This window comes from Rhodococcus sp. IEGM 1379, from assembly GCF_030056815.1.
GTDB lineage: Bacteria > Actinomycetota > Actinomycetes > Mycobacteriales > Mycobacteriaceae > Rhodococcus_F.
Map to the genome: position 1 here is coordinate 101,910 of NZ_JASHKR010000012.1, position 19,208 is coordinate 121,117.

General features: G+C 60.4%; 16 protein-coding genes. 9 read left to right on the forward strand and 7 right to left on the reverse strand.

What is annotated here, in order from left to right:
- The first annotated feature begins 338 nt into the window (after positions 1 to 338).
- The 5 genes from QM600_RS09945 (at position 339) to QM600_RS09965 (ending at position 5,588) form a co-directional block, all read left to right on the forward strand.
- Entirely contained in the window at positions 339 to 671 is a 333-nt protein-coding gene (locus QM600_RS09945; protein WP_283261297.1) for an ArsR/SmtB family transcription factor, read from the forward strand.
- Positions 672 to 678: 7 nt separating this feature from the next.
- Positions 679 to 990, forward strand: coding sequence for an SRPBCC domain-containing protein (locus tag QM600_RS09950; protein ID WP_283261298.1), 312 nt, complete (start codon positions 679 to 681; stop codon positions 988 to 990).
- A 121-nt stretch (positions 991 to 1,111) separates the two neighbouring features.
- On the forward strand, positions 1,112 to 1,936 hold the full coding sequence (locus QM600_RS09955; RefSeq protein WP_283261299.1) for an FAD binding domain-containing protein: 825 nt from the start codon (positions 1,112 to 1,114) through the stop codon (positions 1,934 to 1,936).
- Complete coding sequence (locus QM600_RS09960) at positions 1,933 to 4,626, forward strand: molybdopterin-dependent oxidoreductase (RefSeq protein WP_283261300.1); 2,694 nt, start codon at positions 1,933 to 1,935, stop codon at positions 4,624 to 4,626. The genes QM600_RS09955 and QM600_RS09960 overlap by 4 nt, the downstream gene beginning before the upstream one ends.
- Positions 4,623 to 5,588 carry an antibiotic biosynthesis monooxygenase gene (locus QM600_RS09965; RefSeq protein WP_283261301.1) on the forward strand — a complete coding sequence of 322 codons (966 nt, stop codon included), beginning with the start codon at positions 4,623 to 4,625 and terminating at the stop codon, positions 5,586 to 5,588. Before QM600_RS09960 ends, QM600_RS09965 begins: the two co-directional genes overlap by 4 nt.
- A gap of 73 nt (positions 5,589 to 5,661) precedes the next feature.
- On the opposite strand, the gene QM600_RS09970 is transcribed toward QM600_RS09965, so the two are convergent.
- The 3 genes from QM600_RS09970 to QM600_RS09980 form a co-directional block, all read right to left on the reverse strand.
- Entirely contained in the window at positions 5,662 to 6,330 is a 669-nt protein-coding gene (locus QM600_RS09970; RefSeq protein WP_283261302.1) for an HNH endonuclease signature motif containing protein, read from the reverse strand.
- Positions 6,230 to 6,901, reverse strand: a complete 672-nt coding sequence (locus QM600_RS09975; RefSeq protein WP_283261303.1) for a DUF222 domain-containing protein — start codon at positions 6,899 to 6,901, stop codon at positions 6,230 to 6,232. The genes QM600_RS09970 and QM600_RS09975 overlap by 101 nt, the downstream gene beginning before the upstream one ends.
- Before the next feature lie 368 nt (positions 6,902 to 7,269).
- Complete coding sequence (locus tag QM600_RS09980; protein WP_283261304.1) at positions 7,270 to 10,413, reverse strand: multicopper oxidase family protein; 3,144 nt, start codon at positions 10,411 to 10,413, stop codon at positions 7,270 to 7,272.
- Between the two features lie 166 nt (positions 10,414 to 10,579).
- On the opposite strand from QM600_RS09980, the gene QM600_RS09985 reads away from it, so the two are divergent.
- Together QM600_RS09985 and QM600_RS09990 are read left to right on the forward strand one after the other, a co-directional pair.
- Positions 10,580 to 10,861, forward strand: coding sequence for an ArsR/SmtB family transcription factor (locus QM600_RS09985; protein WP_283261305.1), 282 nt, complete (start codon positions 10,580 to 10,582; stop codon positions 10,859 to 10,861).
- Positions 10,858 to 11,265, forward strand: coding sequence for a VOC family protein (locus QM600_RS09990; RefSeq protein WP_283261306.1), 408 nt, complete (start codon positions 10,858 to 10,860; stop codon positions 11,263 to 11,265). The genes QM600_RS09985 and QM600_RS09990 overlap by 4 nt, the downstream gene beginning before the upstream one ends.
- Here the strand turns inward: QM600_RS09990 and QM600_RS09995 are convergent, their stop codons facing one another.
- Together QM600_RS09995 and QM600_RS10000 are read right to left on the reverse strand one after the other, a co-directional pair.
- A complete protein-coding gene (locus QM600_RS09995) occupies positions 11,266 to 12,285 on the reverse strand; it encodes a cation diffusion facilitator family transporter (protein WP_283261307.1) in 1,020 nt (339 codons plus the stop codon). It abuts the gene before it with no gap.
- A complete protein-coding gene (locus QM600_RS10000; RefSeq protein WP_283261308.1) occupies positions 12,282 to 12,695 on the reverse strand; it encodes an ArsR/SmtB family transcription factor in 414 nt (137 codons plus the stop codon). Before QM600_RS10000 ends, QM600_RS09995 begins: the two co-directional genes overlap by 4 nt.
- A gap of 128 nt (positions 12,696 to 12,823) precedes the next feature.
- On the opposite strand from QM600_RS10000, the gene QM600_RS10005 reads away from it, so the two are divergent.
- Positions 12,824 to 13,249: a nitroreductase/quinone reductase family protein gene (locus QM600_RS10005; protein ID WP_283261309.1), complete on the forward strand. Its 426-nt coding sequence runs from the start codon at positions 12,824 to 12,826 to the stop codon at positions 13,247 to 13,249.
- A 74-nt stretch (positions 13,250 to 13,323) separates the two neighbouring features.
- On the opposite strand, the gene QM600_RS10010 is transcribed toward QM600_RS10005, so the two are convergent.
- Positions 13,324 to 13,710: a DUF2784 domain-containing protein gene (locus QM600_RS10010; protein ID WP_283261310.1), complete on the reverse strand. Its 387-nt coding sequence runs from the start codon at positions 13,708 to 13,710 to the stop codon at positions 13,324 to 13,326.
- 234 nt (positions 13,711 to 13,944) lie between these two features.
- Positions 13,945 to 14,289 (reverse strand): phosphoribosyl-AMP cyclohydrolase, encoded by a 345-nt coding sequence (gene hisI, locus QM600_RS10015; protein ID WP_283261311.1) that lies wholly within the window; start codon positions 14,287 to 14,289, stop codon positions 13,945 to 13,947.
- A gap of 784 nt (positions 14,290 to 15,073) precedes the next feature.
- On the opposite strand from hisI, the gene QM600_RS10020 reads away from it, so the two are divergent.
- A partial coding sequence (locus QM600_RS10020) for a DUF5979 domain-containing protein (RefSeq protein WP_283261312.1) occupies positions 15,074 to 19,208 on the forward strand: 4,135 nt, incomplete at its 3' end.

The following is a 19,208-nucleotide window of genomic DNA, read 5'->3' on the forward strand; positions in this document are numbered from 1 at the left end:
GACCTGCAGGTTGGTTGGCAAAGTTCGCAGATCGGGGCCGAGAGTGAGAAAGAACTCAGCCGCACGGTTGCTTCCACCGGGATGGAGCGCACGGGAAACGTCCGCAGCACGGCAGTGTGCGGCTCTCACATCCTGATGATGTGGTGGCTGGTGATCTATCCAGTGCTCGAGACGAATGATTGGTCCCGCCTGAAGGACCCAAGCGAGGCGTGACGAGCGTTCGGCGTCCCGGTGCTCGACGATGCCGTAGTGGGCATCGATGTGTTCGCGGGGGCCTTCGATCCAATGCTCACAGGCAACCCTTGAACACTTTCCTATATGGGTACATGTTCGCTGTCATGGCGCGAGCAGCAACCACGTCGGACGTCTTCAACGCGATCGCCGAACCCCAGCGTCGGGAGATCCTTGTCCTGCTGCGGGCGGGCGAACGGCCGGTGACCGAGGTCGCCGAGGAGCTGGGAATGACGCAGCCCGGGGCGTCGAAGCACCTGCGAGTACTCCGCGAGGTCGGGCTGGTGCGCGATCACAGGGCGGGCAAGCAGCGCCTGTACGGCCTTGACGCCCGTGGGCTGCGAGCGGTTCATGAGTGGACCGGCGGGTTCGAGCAGTTCTGGAGCGAGAGCTTCGATCGGCTGGACGTATACGTGCAAGAACTCAAACAGGAAAGATGAGTAACTGATGGATTCAATGCGCTCTGAAACGTCGTTGCAGGCGGACACCGCCGACCGCGAGATCGTGATCTCCCGAGTGATCGACGCCCCGCCGGAGCTGGTGTTCGAGGCGTTCACCGAGGTGCGGCACCTGTCGCAGTGGTGGGGACCGGATGGGTTCACCACGACCGCGCGGGCGTTCGAGTTCCGCGTCGGCAGCGAGTGGGACTTCGTAATGCGTGGGCCGGACGGGACGGACTACCCGGAGTGGATCTCCTGGACCGAGATCGTCCGGCCGGAGACACTGATCACCGAACTGACCTCGCCGGTATTTCGATGAACCGAGTGTCGATGAGGGCTTCGATTCGGAAATCCTCCGATTTGTACGAAATGCTGGATTTGCGCACGACGCAATCAGTAATGTCGTAGGTCCGCGCGGCTTTCCCGACGGGAGCAGGCTCATGGATCTGAACACCATTGCCGACGTTGTGCGGCGACCGCCCGACCTCCCCGGAATCATCTGGCGTCCCGGTGATGCCTGGCTTGCCGGGGGAACGTGGCTGTTCTCGGCGGAACAACCCGATTTGGATCGTCTCGTAGATCTCACGATGCTCGGCTGGGCACCACTCGACCCGAGTGAGGTGGGCCTCACCATCGGCGCGACCTGCACAATACGGGACCTGTATGCGTATGTCCCGCCACCGCATTGGGGTTCGGCTCCGCTCTTTGCCTTCGCGTGCGAATCATTTCTGTCGTCGTTCAAGATCTGGAACTCCGCGACGGTCGGCGGCAATATCTGTATGTCTCTGCCCGCCGGCCCGATGATCACGTTGACAGTCGCCCTCGAAGCGACCTACACGCTCTGGGCCACAGACGGATCCGAGCGGACCGTCGACGCCGCCGATTTCGTGACCGGCGACCACCAGAACATTCTCGAACCCGGCGAGGTACTCCGCAGCATCGACATCCCCGCTCAGGCACTCACCAAACGCCACACCCATCGCAGATTCAGCCTCACTCGCCTCGGCCGTTCGACGATCTTCATGATCGCCACACAGACGCGCGGCAGCACGGATCTCCTGCTTACCATCACGGCCGGGACAACCCGTCCAGTTCAGCTGGCATTCGAGACCATGCCCGACGCCGCAACACTTCGATCCAGCATCGACGCCATTCCTGACGAAGTCTGGTTCGACGACCCCAATGGCACCCCCGACCACCGCCGTCACCTCGCGCACCACTACGCCGAGGAAATACGCGTCGAACTGAACGAGGATCAGCCATGACGTACTTGGTGAACGGCAACAGCTTCGAAGAACAGCCGAGCCCGGGACAGTGCCTACGAACCTTCCTACGGACACTCGGCCACCACGGCGCCAAGAAGGGTTGCGACGGCGGCGATTGCGGCGCGTGCACCGTGTGGCTCGCCGGCAACCCGGTCCACAGTTGCATCACTCCCGCGTTTCGTGCCGAAGGCCGCGAGGTCACCACTATCGAAGGCCTGGGAACGCCCGACAACCTGCATCCGATGCAACAGCAGTTCCGCGACGCTCCGGGGTTTCAGTGCGGGTTCTGCACTGCCGGCATGATCATGACGTCGGCCGCGTTGACGGACTCCCAGAAAGATGACCTTCCCCGCGCACTCAAAGGAAACCTGTGCCGCTGCACGGGATATCGGGCCATCGAGGACGCTGTCAACGGTGTCAACGGAATCGAAGTTGCACTTCCCGGCGAAGCCGTGGGTACCAGCGTCGGCGCACCGGCTTCCACCGACGTGGTGACCGGCCGCGCCGAGTACACGATGGACACCACAATCGACGGAATGTTGCACCTGAAGGTGCTCCACTCGCCGCACGCACACGCCCGCATCGTCTCCATCGATACCGCCGAAGCCCTTGCCGTTTCCGGAGTGCATCGCGTCTACACGTGGAAAGACGTGCCGCGCAAACGTTTTACCACTGCACTTCACACCGACCACCTGGTTGACCCTGACGACACCTACATTCTCGACAACGTCGTGCGCTTTGTCGGGCAACGTGTAGTGGCAGTCCTGGCCGACACCGTCGCTGCCGCGGAGGAAGCGCGTCGAAAAGTGTTTGTTGAGTACGAGATTCTCCCCGCAGTCTTCGACCCCGAAGACGCGATGGCCGACGGCGCTCCGGCTTTGCACGGCTCGGACGACCCGTTCGTCCGCGACCCCGAGCGCAACATCCTGCTCGAAATCCATGGTCACGTCGGCGATGTGGAGGCCGGGTTCGCAGACGCCGACGTCATTCACGAGGGCACGTACTTCTCGCCGCGGGTTCAGCATGCCCACTTGGAGACTCACGGCTCGATCGCCTGGATGGAGGAGGGTCGCCTCCACGTCCGGACAAGTTCGCAATCCCCGTCGATCGCCAAGGTCAAACTCGCGCATCTCTTCGACCTTCGTCCCGATCAGCTGCGAGTGTTCTGCAAGCGGGTGGGCGGCGGCTTCGGCGGAAAACAGGAGGTGATCAGCGAAGATCTCGTGGCGCTCGCTACCTTGGACACCGGTAGACCCGTCTGTCTCGAGTTCACGCGCGAGGAAGAATTCACGACGGCGTCGCCGCGCCATCCCATGAAACTGACAATCAAGCTGGGCGCCAAAAACGACGGGACGCTCACCGCATTTCAGTACCGCAACATTTCCAACACCGGAGCCTACGGAAACCACGGCGGCGAAACATTGTTCGCCGGCGGTGCGGCAGTTTCGCTGTATCGCTGCGCCAACAAGAAGTTCGACGCGTATTCGGTCTACACAAATAGTGTTCCGAGCGGCGCCCTCCGTGGATACGGCATGACTCAGCCTGCCTTCGCCGTCGAATCCGCGATGACCGAACTGGCGATCGCGTTGGGTCTGGACCCCCTCGACGTGCGTCGACGCAATATCGTCCGCCCGGGTGACTCATTGGTCGCGCTCGAAGACGGCCCCGACGACGTCATTTTCACCGAAGACGGACTCGGGCAGTGCATCGATCTAGTAGACGCTGCCTTGAGCCGCAACCCGGTCCCGACACTCGGAGACGATTGGCTCATCGGTACGGGCACCGCAAGCTCACTACACGAAACGGCGCCACCCACCGAACACATCTCGGAGGCCTGGCTCACTCTCGGCGACGATTCCGTCTACGAACTTGCCATCGGCACAGTCGAATTCGGCGAGGGCACGTCCACCGCACATGTCCAGATCGCAGCAAACCAGCTGGGAACCACGCCTTCGCGTGTACGTATCATTCAATCCGACACTGATCGAACCGGTTTCGACACAGGCGCTTTCGCCAGCGCCGGACTGTTTGTCGCCGGAAACGCCGTGCTTCGAGCGTCGAACGCTCTGCGCGAACGATTGCTTGCGTTCGCTGCATCCCACACCGGCGTTGCCCTTGATCAATGTTCGATGGACGACGACAAAATCCTGTGTGGAGATGTCCGCATTACTCTGGCCGAACTGGTCGACGCCGGCCGACGACGGGGAATCAGATTCACCGAAGCCCGCAAAGCCTACGGATCGCCGCGCAGCGTGGTGTCCAATACTCACGGCTTCCGAATTGCAGTTCACCGAATCACCGGGGAGATCAGGATTCTGTACAGCGTTCAGGCCACCGACGCGGGCGTGATCATCAATCCGGCGCAGGTGCGCGGGCAGATCGAAGGCGGAGTTGCCCAGGGCATCGGCTTCGCACTCACCGAGAACTTCCAGGTGGATGCCAACGGAACGATGATGAACCCGAATCTGCGCAACTACCGCATCCCCACGTACGCGGATATTCCGCGCACCGAGGTACTACTCGTCAATTCAACTGATTCCGTTGGGCCCCTACGATCAAAAGGCATGGCGGAGTGTTGCATCAATCCTGTGGCCCCGGCGCTGGCAAATGCGCTCGCGAACGCAACGGGAAGCCGCTTCCGGTCCCTGCCGCTTACTCCTGAGCGGATCTACACCGGACTGAACCGATGACTACACCGGCAAGCAACGTGGCGACTGTCATCATCGGTCAACGAGTCCGTGCAGGCTGGGAGGAACCGTTCGAGATCTGGCAGAAAGACCTCAACCGCGCCGCCGCCGACTACTCCGGGTTTCTCGGGGCAGAAGTCTCGGCTCCGACACCCGTCCAACCGGATTGGGTGGTTGTGTACCGCTTCGATTCCATCGCTCATGTTCAGGCCTGGATCAACAGTGCAACCAGGCAGGACTACCTCGATCAAGGCCGACAATTCTTCGACGGACCCGCCACACAACAAGTTGTGAGTGGTGGGATCAAGCCTCCCGACCCCTTGCTCACAGTCGTCGTGACCCATCGAGTCAGTGACAACAACATCGACGAGTTTCTCGACTGGCAAGACCGACTCCGTGAGACCGAGAGCGCATTCGACGGCTTTCGAGGGACCGAACTGTTCCGTCCCGTCGAGGGAGTCCAGGACGAATGGACCACTCTCTACCGCTTCGACACCGCCGCACATCTGGACACCTGGCTGACGTCGCCGCAGCGTCAGGAACTCCTGGCCGAGGGCCGCAAGTTCCACGATTTCGAACTACGGACCGTCGACAATTCCTTCGGTAGTTGGTTTGCCTTCGACGAGAACGGAAACGAAGCACCACCGCCGTCGGACACAAAAACCGCGGTAGCAGTGTGGGTTGGCCTCTACCCCACCGTCGTGCTGTTGACCTTGGCACTGTCACCACTGAAAATGCCGTTGTGGCTCGGATTGTTGATCGGCAATCTGCTCTCGAGTTTCATCATGAGTTTCTTCACCATGCCGTACTACGTGAATCGATTGCTGCACAGGTGGTTACGCCCGCCATCGGGCATTCCAGTCGCGAAGACCAATGCGCAAGGCTTGGCGATTGTCGCAGCGGTTACTGCGTTCTGGGTAGTCGTCTTCTACGTGGTGACGACGCAGGTCTGGTCGCTCCCCTGACTTGCCATCGAGACGCAGAAAAGTGCACCGAGGCATGTTTCTACCCCGGTGTACATGCTGCGTATTCGGTTGTTCAGGCTGCCGTCGGTGGACTATTTCCCGGAATCGGAACCTGATACGGATCAACCGACATCGGTGGATAGAACCAGGTTTTCCGATCATCCCCGATCTCAACCCTCCACTCGGTATGGTGAAGCAACCGATGGTGATGGCCACAGGTGAGGACAAGATTATCGAAATCTGTTGGACCACTATCCATCCAGTGAACTATGTGGTGAGCCTGGCACCATCCGGGCGGGGTTCCGCAGCCCGGAAATGCACACCCGCCATCTCTGACGGCCAACGCTCGCCGCTGCGCAACCGTCGCGGTTCGCTCGTCGAGTCCATGATTGAGCGGAACCCCGTTCCGGTCGAGCAGGATTCTAGTGACCGTGCAATCGCACGCCAACATCCGAGCGGAATCGAGGCTGATGGGCCCGGCCCAGTTGGTGATCGCATACCCGAGTTCCTCGGTGGACGGCAACAGATCTTTCAATGCCTGCAGGTCCGTCAGGTCTTTCGCGGTAGCGGTGATCGTCAGGTGCGGTTTGACGCCACCTTCGACGGGTCCGAGGCCGGCCATCTCAAAGCGGCTCAGCATCTCACAGAAACCGTCGGCCCGCCGAAGTGCCGGGGTGCGAAGATCTTTCACACCGTCGATTTCGGGATTCGGCTTCGAGAGGCCGGACAGTAGGGCGAGCAACCGGGCGCCATTGACGGCATCGAGGTCGCCCTTGACGCTGACGCGGCCGTACAAACTTTTGGAGGCGTAGAACTCGTTGCGCTGAAGAATCTTCCCCGACGGGGACGCCGTCGGCGCGGTTGCCGTATTTCTTTTCGATGCGCCGGATGGCTGCTCGGGTGGCCTCGCAGTCGGAAACCTTTTTCGAGGCGAGAGTCAGCAGGATTTCGCGGGCTTTCTCGATGTCCGCGATGTGCATGTTCTTGGGTGGGTGCTGGCAGAACTGTGCTACCTGCCGGGCTTTGAGGGCGTCGATGTCGCCGTCGTGAAAGGATTGTGCGACTACGGGTTCGAGCATGAATAGCCGTGCAAGGCTGACCAGTTGGCTGCATTCGCCGATCTCGAGATTCGTGGACCGGTGCAACCACTGGGCGATGGCCCGGAAGCCCGTGTCGGGGAGTGCGTCACGGGTAAACATTTCAGCAACGAGGTGCACCATGCGGGATTGCATGTCGTGGCGGGCGCGGGCGAGGTCCAGAACCTCTGCTTTGAGGCCCTCGCCGTCCAGTTGCCACGCTTCCCGATTACCCATGCAGCAATTCTCATCGAACAGAATTTCGATTCCTAGGGACATATCGGACAGGTTTGAGAGTATCTGCTCGAGAGTTGCTGATATACAACAGCATTCGACAATTCGGACAGTGGCGTCCACTTCGTGTGGCGTGATACCTGACATGAATGGAGTGACTCAAGCTGTAGCGGCACCAGTCGAACCCCGGCCGGCCGGGGCTACGAGGTGCCCAGTAGCGCGTGCTACGAGGAGAAGTTCTACCAGGGTGAGCCCTAACCCTCGACCACCTCGCGAGTCGAGTCGGTCCGAGCACTCCCACTGCAACGACGCCCGCGGTATCGGCGAGGGCTGCGCCAACGTCAAAGCAGCAAAGAACGCACAGGCCGCGACTAACGACCCGCGAGCGGCAATGCTCCAGCACCTGAAGGATAAGGCGGCAGGGTTCCGACAAGAGTCGGAGTGAGGGTGGTCGCCGACGGATCTGCCCGCCCCACTATGAATTTGCGTACCTCGGACGGCCCACTGACCAGAAGGTCTGCGCCCACAGTCGTGCTGGTGGTCGCAACGCCGACGCCAGAGGAGCCCTCGAAGGGATCGAAGGACGCAACCTCCCGGAAGGCAACATCTGTCGAATGATGATCGGGGCTTTCGAGATACATCTCAGGCGCACCGTCCAGACGTGAACCGCTCGAGAAAATACGCACAGTTCCTTCGCCTCCGCGCATCCCGGCCACGATGGACTTCGCTCCGCCCTCGGCACCGGCCACCCATCCCGTTGAGAGTGAAACTCCGTCCCGATAGCTCGGATCGAACGCTAAGAACTGCGACGTCATCACCGGACCATCCGTATGACCTGCGTGTTCGTCGGTGTTGCCTTTCGCTGCCACTGCTGCCGTGGGCTGGTACAGGTCGTAGCGGAATGTCTTCACCCACGATTCATCGCCCGCGCCCGGAGCGGTGACAATACTGGCCCGACCAGAATGCGAGTCGACCATTCCGGTAGCGATTGTGACGCCGCTGCTCGAACCCGGATACGGCGTGAACAATCCGAATTCCGCCGGAGCCGACTTCTTGTCAGCCGGTAGATCGGTCGAATAGACCTTCACCTGCGATTCCATTCCCGGACCGGAGCCGACAATAATGTTGTCCGCCAACGCATTCCCGTCGATGTCGACGCCGCCGACGTTGACACCACCGCGGAAGTCCGCGGCAAAGGGAGCGAAGCGTACCAACTCATCAGTGAATGGTTCACCACTAACTGCGTTGTACGCCACCACTTCCGGTGCCACACCCGGTCCCGTTCCCACGACGAGGTCCAACACCATGTCGGCATTCACGTCGGCCATCGCGACGCTCGGCGTCCCCTCGAACGACGGGAACGGCTTCACGGTCGTGACCAACCTGTCGCCGTTGGCATCGAAGATCTGGACCGTCGCGGGCACGCCGGGCGAACCCGGGACAGCGACCGCATACGTCGAGACTTCCGGAATCACATTGACCGTCGCCATCAACCCGTTGTCCTCGTGATTGAGCCGATGACAGTGGATGACAAAGGTTCCGGTGTATTCGGTGAACTTGGTCCGCAACGTCACCGACGCCGACTCGAGCGCATTCTCGTTCTCGTCCGTCACCGGGGCAGGCACGTTGACGTTATCGATCCCCCACGGTTGAACTCCCGTCGTCGTTCCGGCAACGGGATCCACTACTTCCATGACTTGAAAGTCGTTGACGTGGATGTGCATCGGATGCTCGTCGTTGTTGAGGTTGGTGATCTTCCATTCCTCGACGGAATTCAAGCGAGGTTGGATGAGCGGAATATTAGGGAAAGTGTTGTCCGCGAATTCGTAGGTGAAGGCCTTCGGATCACTGTTGCTGGCCTTGTCGTTACCGAAACCGCCCGAGACCGTCAGCGACCGCGTCACCTCGGGGTTCATGGCTGCGGTATCCACGAACGACGTGTACGCGTCTAAATTCTGTCCGTACTCGAATGGCGTTGTCCGGCCTTCACCCTGATCTGGGGTGGCTCGAATCAACTGCTGGGTCGGGAACGTGAAAAACCCGTCGGCGTAGCTGATCACCGAGGGGTCCACCGTGACGATTCCGAGTTCTGCCGGCGGATTGTCGGTGCCGTTGTTCGTGTAGAGGACGCCTGGATTGGTGACTGGCTTCGCGCCTTCGAGCGGGGGCATTTCCAGAACAAGATCCCCGGATGTCGGCATCGTGACCGCTATCGCGTATCGGGACGCCGGCGGAATCACGAGCCTGGTCCCGTCACCATCCACTGGCGGCTGGACCTGGCCGAAAGGATTACCGTCCTGGCCGACAATCGCAAACTTCGGATGTATGCCCGTCGCCGTTTCAGTCAATGTGACCGGCATATAGGCGAAGTCACTGATATTCGCGAGGACCCAGATTTCAGTCTGCCCGGGCTTCAGCTTCAAACCAGGTTGGAACTGCCCATTGACGGTGTACTGCACATCGCGTTGGTTGTCCGGCAGCGAAAGATCGGCCGGAACATTCGTGGAGCTACCGGAAAAGCTCTGCAGATTTCCCGGGACAAACTGATTCTGTCCACGATGGTTGGCCGGCGACAGCGGCCCGCTGTACCAATTGGTGAAATACTCAGCGCCGTCGGTTGTCTCGGAGAAATTCACAGGTGCCAGGCTCGGCTGGTAGGTGCCGTCGGCAAGTTCGGTGCCAGTCGGAGGCGTCAACGTCGAGACGAATTGGGGCCAGTTCGCATCGTTGAGTTGTCTCCCCTTCCCCTTCCTGTCGAATACGAAGTTGTACTGCAGTGCCATATCGCGAATCGGTATGTCGTTGGCGGTCACTATCGGCAAATTGCCGTCGGGACGACCGATTTCGAGCAACCCGGCCAGTCCCAGGTACGTCTGCTGGGCAGTGAGGGTGTGACGGTGGCTGTGATACCAGTACAAGCCGTTGGGCATGGACCCGGGAACCGCATAGTCGTAGACGTTTCCCTGACCGGCCGGAATGTTGAGCAACACGTTGTCGGCATTGCCGTCCGGGCTGACGTGGACTCCATGTGTATGCAGGTTCAGCGGCGCCGACGTCAGCGCCGGCGGATAGATCGGAACCTCCCCACCCACCGGCGTGAACGCCGGATCGTAGAAGTCCTCGATCGTCAGTCCCTGTAAATCGTTGTCGTAGTGGATGATCAATCGCTCGCCCGGGTTCACTCGGAGCGTCGGCGCTGGGTAGACGTCGCTCGCCGACGTAGTTCCGTCGGAGGCACTGCCACGCAAGACGTCGTACCCGAAGAGCAAGAAATTCGACACCGATCCCGACGCTGTGTCGAGTGGAACTGCCCCTTGGTGGGCAGACAATCGCACCTCGAGAACACCGTCTTCGCTACTTAGCTTGACGGGTTCCTTGAAGTCGACGGGCGTCCCGCCCGATCCGTAATTCCCGCCGGCGCCCGGGACCGGATCGCTGGAGGTACAGGCGGCCAACGCCACCGTCAGGGACACCACTACCACCGCAACAAGCGCCTTACCCCGCAAAGCGATCACTGGCTTCCCCGTTCCGAAGCGGCGTGAGATACATCAGATCAATTTTCCGTAGCTTACCGAGCAAACTCCCTGAACAGGATATTTCGGATATTCAACTGCCCTCACGCAACAGCGACCTTCTGCGGCGAGCTTGATACGCAAGTTACCACTTGCCTATAGTGGGGTCGTGGTGAATGTCTACCGTGCTCTCGACGACGAGACGAGGCGTGTCATCCTCGACGAACTCGCCGCGAGCGACGGCCAGACTCTGTTCGAGATCTGCTCAATGCTCACGATGAGACACAACCTCAGCCTCACGCGTCAGGCGATCTCTCAGCATCTCGGCGTACTCGAGGCGGCTGGGCTCGTCACGACCGAGCGTCGCGGACGTTCCAAGTTTCACTATTTCAATCCCGAGCCACTCGCCGAAATCACCCGCCGATGGCCTGCCAGGACAGGAACACAATGAAAATCAAACTGACAAGCTTGTTCGTCGACGACCAGCGAGCAGCCCTCGCCTTCTACACGGACGTGCTCGGCTTCACGAAGCATCATGACATTCCGCTCGGCGCCGACTCCTGGCTCACCGTCAAATCACCGGAATGGCCCGACGGCCCAGAGCTCCTGCTTGAACCCGCGAAACACCCCGCCGTCAAGCCGTACCGCGATGCGCTTGCCGAGGAAGGCATTCCGCTCGCACAGTTCGCAGTCGACGACGTCGAGGCCGAATATGCCCGACTGACAAATTTGGGTGTTGTGTTCACTCAGCAACCGACTGATATCGGCACCGCCGTCGTAGCCGTCTTCGACGACACCTGCGGCAACCTCATCCAGCTCATCGCCATGAAGCCGGATGCGAACCCCGATCACTGATCACTCCCGATGCGTAGAACTCGCCGAACCGTGCGCTGGATAGGCGTGAACTAGCGCGCTCGACAGTTTCGGAACTGCGTGTGTCAGTGAATGTTCCGCGTTGTGCGCAATCGCGTGGGCTTCGGCGAGCGTCGAACGAGGATCGATGTCGAGTTCCGCATCGGCATGCAATCGGTGTCCGATCCACCGCATCTTCAGTCCGCGAACCCCAAGGACACCCGGTTCGAGCTCCAGTGCCCGTTGGGCCTCGTCAACCAACTCGGGTTCGACGCCGTCCATGAGGCGTCGGAACACATCGCGAGCCGCCGAACGCAAAACAGCCACGATGGCAACCGTGATGACGAGGCCGATAATCGGATCCGCCAACGGAAACCCGAGGGCAACTCCCCCAGCACCCAACAGAACTGCCAGTGATGTGAATCCGTCGGTGCGAGCATGTAATCCGTCGGCAATCAGTGCAGCAGAACCGATCTGCCTCCCGACTCGGATCCGGTACAACGCGACCAACTCGTTGCCGATGAAGCCGACCAGGCCCGCTGCCGCGACCCAACCCAGATGTTCGACCTCCACGGGATTGATCAATCGCCGAACCGCTTCAACGCCCGCTATCAGCGCAGAAATCGCGATCATGACAAGCACGAACAGTCCGGCCAAATCCTCGGCGCGGCCGAAGCCGTAGGTGTAGCGACGCGTCGCCGCACGCGTGCCAAGCGCGAAAGCAATCCACAGAGGTATCGCGGTCAATGCGTCGGAAAAGTTGTGAATGGTGTCCGCTAACAACGCCACTGAACCCGAAATCGCCACGATCGCGACTTGCGCGACGGCCGTGACACCCAGAACGACAAGACTGATCTTGACGGCTCGAATGCCGATCTCACTCGATTCGAGTGCCTCGTCCACGCTGTCAGTCGCGTCGTGACTGTGCGGCGAGAAGACCTCCCGAACGGCGGATCGGAAGCCTCTCGACGAGTGACCATGCGAGTGGCCATGCCCATGCATCGTTCTGGGTTCATGAGTCATGATGCACCAACCTCGCCGCCGGTAGTGCGCGACAGTTCCGGATGGATCTCACGAAGTTCACCGGTGCTGCGATGATGACCCGGCAGTCCCGGCCCGGCATGCTCGGCGTTGAAGACGGCATCCGTAACCAGTTGGCGCACATGATCATTCTCGAGACGGTAGAACACCGTCGTACCTTCACGGCGGGTGCGAACCAACCGAGCCATACGGAGTTTTGCCAAATGCTGCGACACTGACGGCGCCGGCTTGCCGACGCGCTCCGCCAGGTCGTTGACGGATCGTTCTGTGCCGACCAATGCCCACAGAATTTGGACTCGAGTTGCGTCGGCGAGCATCCGAAAGACCTCGACCACCAAGTCGACCTGATCTTCGGGGAGCTTTCGACGGCAAACACCACTATCTGCGTTCATACATAGATAGTAGATCAAGAATGCCGACAATTACGCGCACACAAAGACGATACGTATGCCAAGCTAGCCGTACCGAAAGCCAGCCACCAGCATCAAATGGACACAAACGGCCTGAGCAGGAGACGACGATGAGTACTGACGACTGGAACGCAGACATCATTGCCACATTCAGAGCTAATGAGGGACAAGTGGGTGGCCCTTTCGAAGGCGCGCCCATGGTGTTGGTTCATCACCGCGGCCGCAAGTCCAGGCGCGAGTTCATCAGCCCGATGATGTACATGGCCGATGAACAGGATCCCAACACGATCTACGTTTTTGCATCCAAAGCCGGAGCCCCCACCAACCCCGACTGGTACTACAACCTCGTTGCCGCAGGCCAGGCCGAGGTTGAAGTCGGAACAGAAAAGTACCCGGTATCAGTGCGCGAAGAGACCGGCGACAAACGCGAGAAAATCTTCGATCTGCAGGCAAGTCGCTACCCAGGCTTCGCCGAATACGCTGCGAAGACTGCCGGCATCCGCACGATTCCGGTGCTAGCACTTCGCCGCGCTTGATGGACGCTCCAGCATTGCCGGATCAGTATCGTTTCTATTCGGAAACGGACTCAACCTCGACTATTCAAGACCGATCATCGAATTGACGACGCTCCCGCATGCGACTTTGCATGTCGCCCGAGCATCACGTACCCCAACCAGGATCCGACAACGACAGTTGCGGCCAGGCCCTGAACAATCGGCTCGATACTCACCGGATAGAAGACTCCGGTGATGTAGTGCGCGATAAATCCGGTGGACGGCAACTCGGAAATGCCGGCCATTCGGCGAGCCCAATTCTCGAGATTTGTGAGTGGACAGTCGTATCCGATCACCAGCGACCCAGCACCCCAGGCCACCGCAGCGAGGTGAAATGCTATGGTACGACGCCATTTCCATGCTACAAATCCGCCAAGCACCACATAGAGAACAAACCCGAAGTGAACGAATACCGTCGCTAGTTCGATGAGTCGATACACCATTGTCGTCTCCGCTCGTAGCGCGGAAATCCCGCAACAATCCGGACTATCCCGATGCTAGTCCGCTCAACCGTTCCTTACGCAGCTTCGTCACCGCCGAACGCACTCAGCGTTCGAGCAACCAGAAGCAAGGGATCAACTTCGTTGTCCGTCATGACGTTCCCGCAGTGTCGGAAAGTTGTCAGCTCAATCGTTGCGGCAAATGGACAGTGACTTCCTCACCGGCAACGAGTCGACCTATTCAGCAGCGAGCAGTACGTCGGTATCGAAACAGCTGTGCGCGCCGGTGTGGCATGCCGCGCCTTCCTGATCGACGATGAGCAGGATCGAATCCCCGTCGCAGTCCAGACGTACTTCGTGGACGTACTGGGTGTGGCCCGACGTTTCACCCTTGACCCAGTACTGCTGACGCGAACGCGAGTAGTACGTTCCCTTGCGAGTTTCGAGCGTCCGCGCAAGCGCTTCGTCGTCCATCCACGCGACCATCAGCACATCGCCGGTGGACTTTTCCTGCGCGACCGCGCTGAACAGTCCGGCATCGTTTCGCTTCAGTTTTGCTGCAATCGCGGGATCAAGACTCATACAATGTTTATACCTCCCGAACGCTCCGTGTACTGCATTCACCTATCCACTCAGCCTGACCACACTGAGAGCATGCACACCGTCTCGAATGGTTTCAAAATATAACTCAAGCCTGATTTGATCGCCACAATGATTCAAATCACATTTTCTTGCGCCAAGTTGAATTCTCAGACGCGCCGTTAAATTCACCCTGGAATTCACCCTTCCGAAGATTAGGTGACAATGCGATTTTCACCAATACAAATGAGGGCCCTTCAACCTCGAGCAGGCAATCCTGACCGGGGTCATTTGGCGTGGCTGACATGGCAAGCCATACCGAAACACATCCCCTACTTGATGATCGAATCAGTTTGCGCTGGAACAAAACTCGCTGGAGATGCCGAGAAGGCTGCGGTGACCGACCCCACCCGCCGACCTAACAGTGCCTACCCGAATGTTGGGGCTGCGACAACCCACAGCGACCGCCCGAACTCGATCAGAACGCGGTGAAACTGCCGTATTTGTCGCGTTTTGGTTTGGACCAACCGGTCGAGTTATATTCGATTATCACGGCCTCACCTAGAGCGGGCCGTAGGGTGGCGCTGCCGAGTACGACTTTGGTGATGCCACCCGGGGGCAGTCGCAAGCTGTTCTCGGGCCCGTAAGTAATTGACCGTGAACCATTGGTGCTCATATCGAGACCACAAGAGTGGGACACGTCTGTTCCGAGCGTTCCCGTGAGCCAGTTCAGCAGCCTCAGACACGCAGCATAAATCATGTGCGTGTTCAACGAAAGGTGCACCTCATGCGTAACTATGTCTTCCCGCGTCGCGCCGGAGAGGGGGTGGTGTCTCGGTGGGCGGCGTTAGGGATGATTGTTGCGGTCATGGCATTGGTCATGTCTTCGTTCTTATTCGCACAGGTTTCCTCGGCCGACGAAATCGGGACCTCGGCCACCCCTACTCCGACGCAAACTGTCGAGGTTTCGCCCTCGACAGAGGAGCAGGACTCCACTCCGGCCGCCTCCACGTCGAAGACGCCAGCCGCGTCCACGACCGAGAAACCCACGTCGGAGAAGTCCACGACCACGACGACGACGCCCACGACGGCGAAGCGGCTGGCCGCGCGCGGACTCAACCCCGGCATCGATGTGAAGATCACCGACATCAACGTCACGGGCGGTGGGAACGACCAACAGATCAAGGTCGGGGACTCCGTCGAGGTGCACGGTACGTGGGATGCGACGAAAGCCACTCCGCAGCCGGGTGACGAGTTCACGATCAAATTCCCTGACGAGTTGAAGCTCGGGGCCAACGCTCCGATCGAACTCAAAGACCCAGACGGGACGATTTGGGGCAACTGCGTGCTGGTGGCTGCCACCAACAACATGACCTGTGTGCTCACCGACGCCGTGGTTGGTCGCGAGGACGAGGTGTCCGGCGAGTTCTTCGTCTACACGAAGGCCGTTGCGTACACCACCTCCGAGACGGTCAACTTCACGATCAACAACGATGTTGTGGCAGTCCCGCTGCCCGGTAGTGGCGGCATCAGCGACGGCCAGGACATCGGTGTAAGCAAGAAGTCCGGAGTACAGACGCCGGACAAGGCAGCCGTGCGCTGGACCATCGACATCCCCGGCTCCGAACTGGCCGCTCTGGATGCTGCCGGCACCGGTTCGCTCACCTTGAGTGACACACTCTCGGCCAACATGAAGCTGTGCGACGACGGCCGGCTCAACGCAAAGCTGCTGTCCGGTCGCCCCGACTACCTCAAGGACGTCGCCGACGGCGTCGCCGTTACTCAGCCTGGAGCTCCGGGTAGCCCGGTCGGCATCGCGATCACCAACGGTGCACGCTTCGAGAACGACAAGCTGTACCGCGTCGAGTACACCTCGTGCACGACCAGCGGCGTGATTGATGTTCCCGCGGCTGGCGAGACCGTCGTCTACGACAACTCCGTGACGATCGGCGGCAAGACGGTGGCTGCGGATGGCGTCGGGCAGACCTGGACGCCGGAGACTAACCCGAAGAAGACCGGCTACCTGACCTGGGAGAGCCGCTTTCGCGAAGGCGCCTGGAGCGTCATGCTCCCGGGCACCTTCATCACTCAAAACGCCGGCGAGGTAAAGATCGAGGACACTCTCGGTGCCGGACATACCGTTTGCGCGACGGGCCTCGACGTGAAGGTCAAGCGAGCCAACCGCGTGAATGGTCCGGATAACTCCGCACCAGCTAGCACCGACGTCACCGATCAGTTCAACATCGTCAAGACCGGTGACAGCGCAAACAGCACTTCCTTCACCGTGACGATCACGGCGAAGGATGTCGCCACGATCCGCGCGGATCAGTACTACTACGTCGAATACAAGTCCTGCCTCACCCAGGCAGGGGTGCCGTCCGCCCCGGAGAAGTTCTCCAACACGGCGACCATCAAGGGTGTGTCGTACCCTACCGAAGCAGGGGCGCCCACGTTCACTGGCGCGAAGAAGGGCAGCCTCAACACCGAGGCCAAGGACGTCGCCGGCGAGAGTCAGCCGGCCGGTACCACCCTCGACTGGAAGGTGGAGATCCCCGGACGACACCTCGAGGGCCTCACCGACTCTGCGGTAATCAAGGACAAGTTCAACGGCACCATGACGGTGTGTGAGGTTGGCAACGACCTCAAGAAGAACCTCAATCTCAAGGTCACTGCACGCGATTTTATCGGTCATGAGAATGTGAACCCGACCCGAGACCTCACCGCCAAAACCACGGTGACACGTACCGACGACGGGATCGATTTCACCCTCCCGAAGGAGGCCGGGGACTACACCCGTGAGGTGCGGTACTACATCGAGTACACCCTGTGCACCACCAGTGGTGGGCTGGACCCGCGCGGCACCGAGTACAACAACTCGATCACCTACGAAGGTGAGACGCTGACTGCTCAGAGTGTCAAGCAGGAGTGGGGCGGTGGCGGAACCGGACAAGGTGTGACACGCGGTTCGTTCTCACTGGTGAAGGCGAAGTCCGCTATCTCCGAGAAGTTCTCGAATGAGGTCGAGTTCACGGTGAAGGTCGAGGAGTTTGCCCCAGGAAAGAATCTGGCGGCCGACGCTCCTGACAACTCTTACGACATCAAGGTGAAGGCAGACGGAACTCCGGTCAGTGGGTTGTACCCGCGCGGCACCGGCTGGCAGATCCGCCTGTCCGAGATCAACCTGCCCACCGTTGATGGCGTCTACTTCGAACAAGGGAAGTTCGCCGCGACAGCGGGTGTGACGGTCAGCGATAACGGCACCGAAGCGGTGGTCAGCATCGCGCCGAAAAGCAACGTCGCAGTCACGCTGTTCAACACGGCGAAGCTGGGATCGGCAACGATCACCAAGACAGTCATCGGTGACGGGGCGCGCACGGGCTTCGAGGCATTCACCATCGACGCCGAGATCGACCGCAACAACGGCGCAGGCAAGGAGAAGCGCCAGTTCACCCTGACCGATAACGGGCACTTCGTACTCGAGAATCTGCCCATCGGAGCGACGGTCACCTTCACCGAGGTGCAGCCGCTCAACACCGACCTCGTGACGTGGTCGGCGCCGGTGATCACCCCGAAGACGCTCACCATCGGCACCGACGCTGCGGCGAACACGGTCTCCATCACCAACGAGGCCACCATCACGCAGGGCACTTTCGAGGTGAGCAAGAAGCTCACAGGTACCCAAGCGTTCAACAAGGACGTGCCGGCCAGCTTCGACGTGATCGCCACGTGGCTCGATGCGGACAACAACCCGCAGAGCAAGACGCTGACGCTCCCGTCCAACGGCGCCAAGGTTCCGTTCGGTGAGAAGCTGCCAGGCGGCACCGAGGTCACACTGACCGAGATGGTTCCGGCAAACGGTAACGGTCTCGCTTACGGCGTCCCCGCATACACCGGGAATGTCAGGATCAATGCGGACAACGCAGGCGTCGTCACCATCGGCAAGGATCTGGGCCAGGTCGACGTCACCAACCTCATCGACGTCAACGACGGCACACTGCGTATCGCCAAGCAGATCAGCGGCGAAGCCGCATCGGCCATCGGTGACGACGTGGAGTTCAGCGTCCGGGCGCGTTGGAAGGACGGTGTGGAGTACCGCACCGCAGATCTGATCGTCAAGCAGGGACAGTCCACGCCACTGGGCGTCGACCTCCCTGTCGGCACCGAGGTGACCTTCACCGAGACCGGTCGTCCTGATGTTGCGGGCGTTGAATGGGGCACGATCTCCTGGGGCACCAGTCCGGACGGCGGATCGTGGCTCGTCACGAACCCAGGTGGCACCGCGACGGGCATCGTCTCCGACGACCCGTCCGAGGGTCGTCTGATCACGCTGACGAACGAGGCCCTGTGGAAGTTCGCCACCGTCGAGTTCACGAAGTACATCGTCGACGAGGACGGCAACCCCGTTCGCGACACCTTGGACGGCCTCCCGGCTGGTACTGAATTCGAGGTACGGATCGACGGAATCGACCCGGCGCTCCCCGCCGGAACCGATTTGCCGGCAGTGGGCGAGACCGTCCAGCTCAATGCCGGAAACAACTGGAGCTGGAAGTCCGACGAGGTGGTGCCGCGGAACACCGTGATCACCTTCTCCGAGGTCGATCCCAAGGCACTGCCCGGTATCGATTGGGCGCGGCCGTACTACTACGTGACCGCGGATGCCGGTGACGCCGAGTTCCGCAACACGGTCAAGGCCGTGGCCGGCGAGGAGGCTGTCGTGGAGATCCACAACCGCCCGATCCCGACCGCGAACGTCGACATCGACAAGATCGTGACCGGACCCAAGGGCAACCAGGTCACCAAGGACGGATCCACGATCATCCAGGTGACGGCTACATGGACGGACGTCGACAATGAGGCGCGGTCGTGCGTTCTCGATGTCAAGCCGGGCGCTTCGGTCACTCCGACCGCCCAGTGCGACGCAG

Coding starts and splice junctions, on each gene's coding strand:
- QM600_RS09945 (WP_283261297.1), top strand. CDS start 339: ATGGCGCGAGCAGCAACCACGTCGGACGTCTTCAACGCGATCGCCGAA.
- QM600_RS09950 (WP_283261298.1), top strand. CDS start 679: ATGGATTCAATGCGCTCTGAAACGTCGTTGCAGGCGGACACCGCCGAC.
- QM600_RS09955 (WP_283261299.1), top strand. CDS start 1,112: ATGGATCTGAACACCATTGCCGACGTTGTGCGGCGACCGCCCGACCTC.
- QM600_RS09960 (WP_283261300.1), top strand. CDS start 1,933: ATGACGTACTTGGTGAACGGCAACAGCTTCGAAGAACAGCCGAGCCCG.
- QM600_RS09965 (WP_283261301.1), top strand. CDS start 4,623: ATGACTACACCGGCAAGCAACGTGGCGACTGTCATCATCGGTCAACGA.
- QM600_RS09975 (WP_283261303.1), bottom strand. CDS start 6,901: ATGGGTAATCGGGAAGCGTGGCAACTGGACGGCGAGGGCCTCAAAGCA.
- QM600_RS09990 (WP_283261306.1), top strand. CDS start 10,858: ATGAAAATCAAACTGACAAGCTTGTTCGTCGACGACCAGCGAGCAGCC.
- QM600_RS09995 (WP_283261307.1), bottom strand. CDS start 12,285: ATGACTCATGAACCCAGAACGATGCATGGGCATGGCCACTCGCATGGT.
- QM600_RS10000 (WP_283261308.1), bottom strand. CDS start 12,695: ATGAACGCAGATAGTGGTGTTTGCCGTCGAAAGCTCCCCGAAGATCAG.
- QM600_RS10005 (WP_283261309.1), top strand. CDS start 12,824: ATGAGTACTGACGACTGGAACGCAGACATCATTGCCACATTCAGAGCT.
- QM600_RS10010 (WP_283261310.1), bottom strand. CDS start 13,710: ATGGTGTATCGACTCATCGAACTAGCGACGGTATTCGTTCACTTCGGG.
- hisI (WP_283261311.1), bottom strand. CDS start 14,289: ATGAGTCTTGATCCCGCGATTGCAGCAAAACTGAAGCGAAACGATGCC.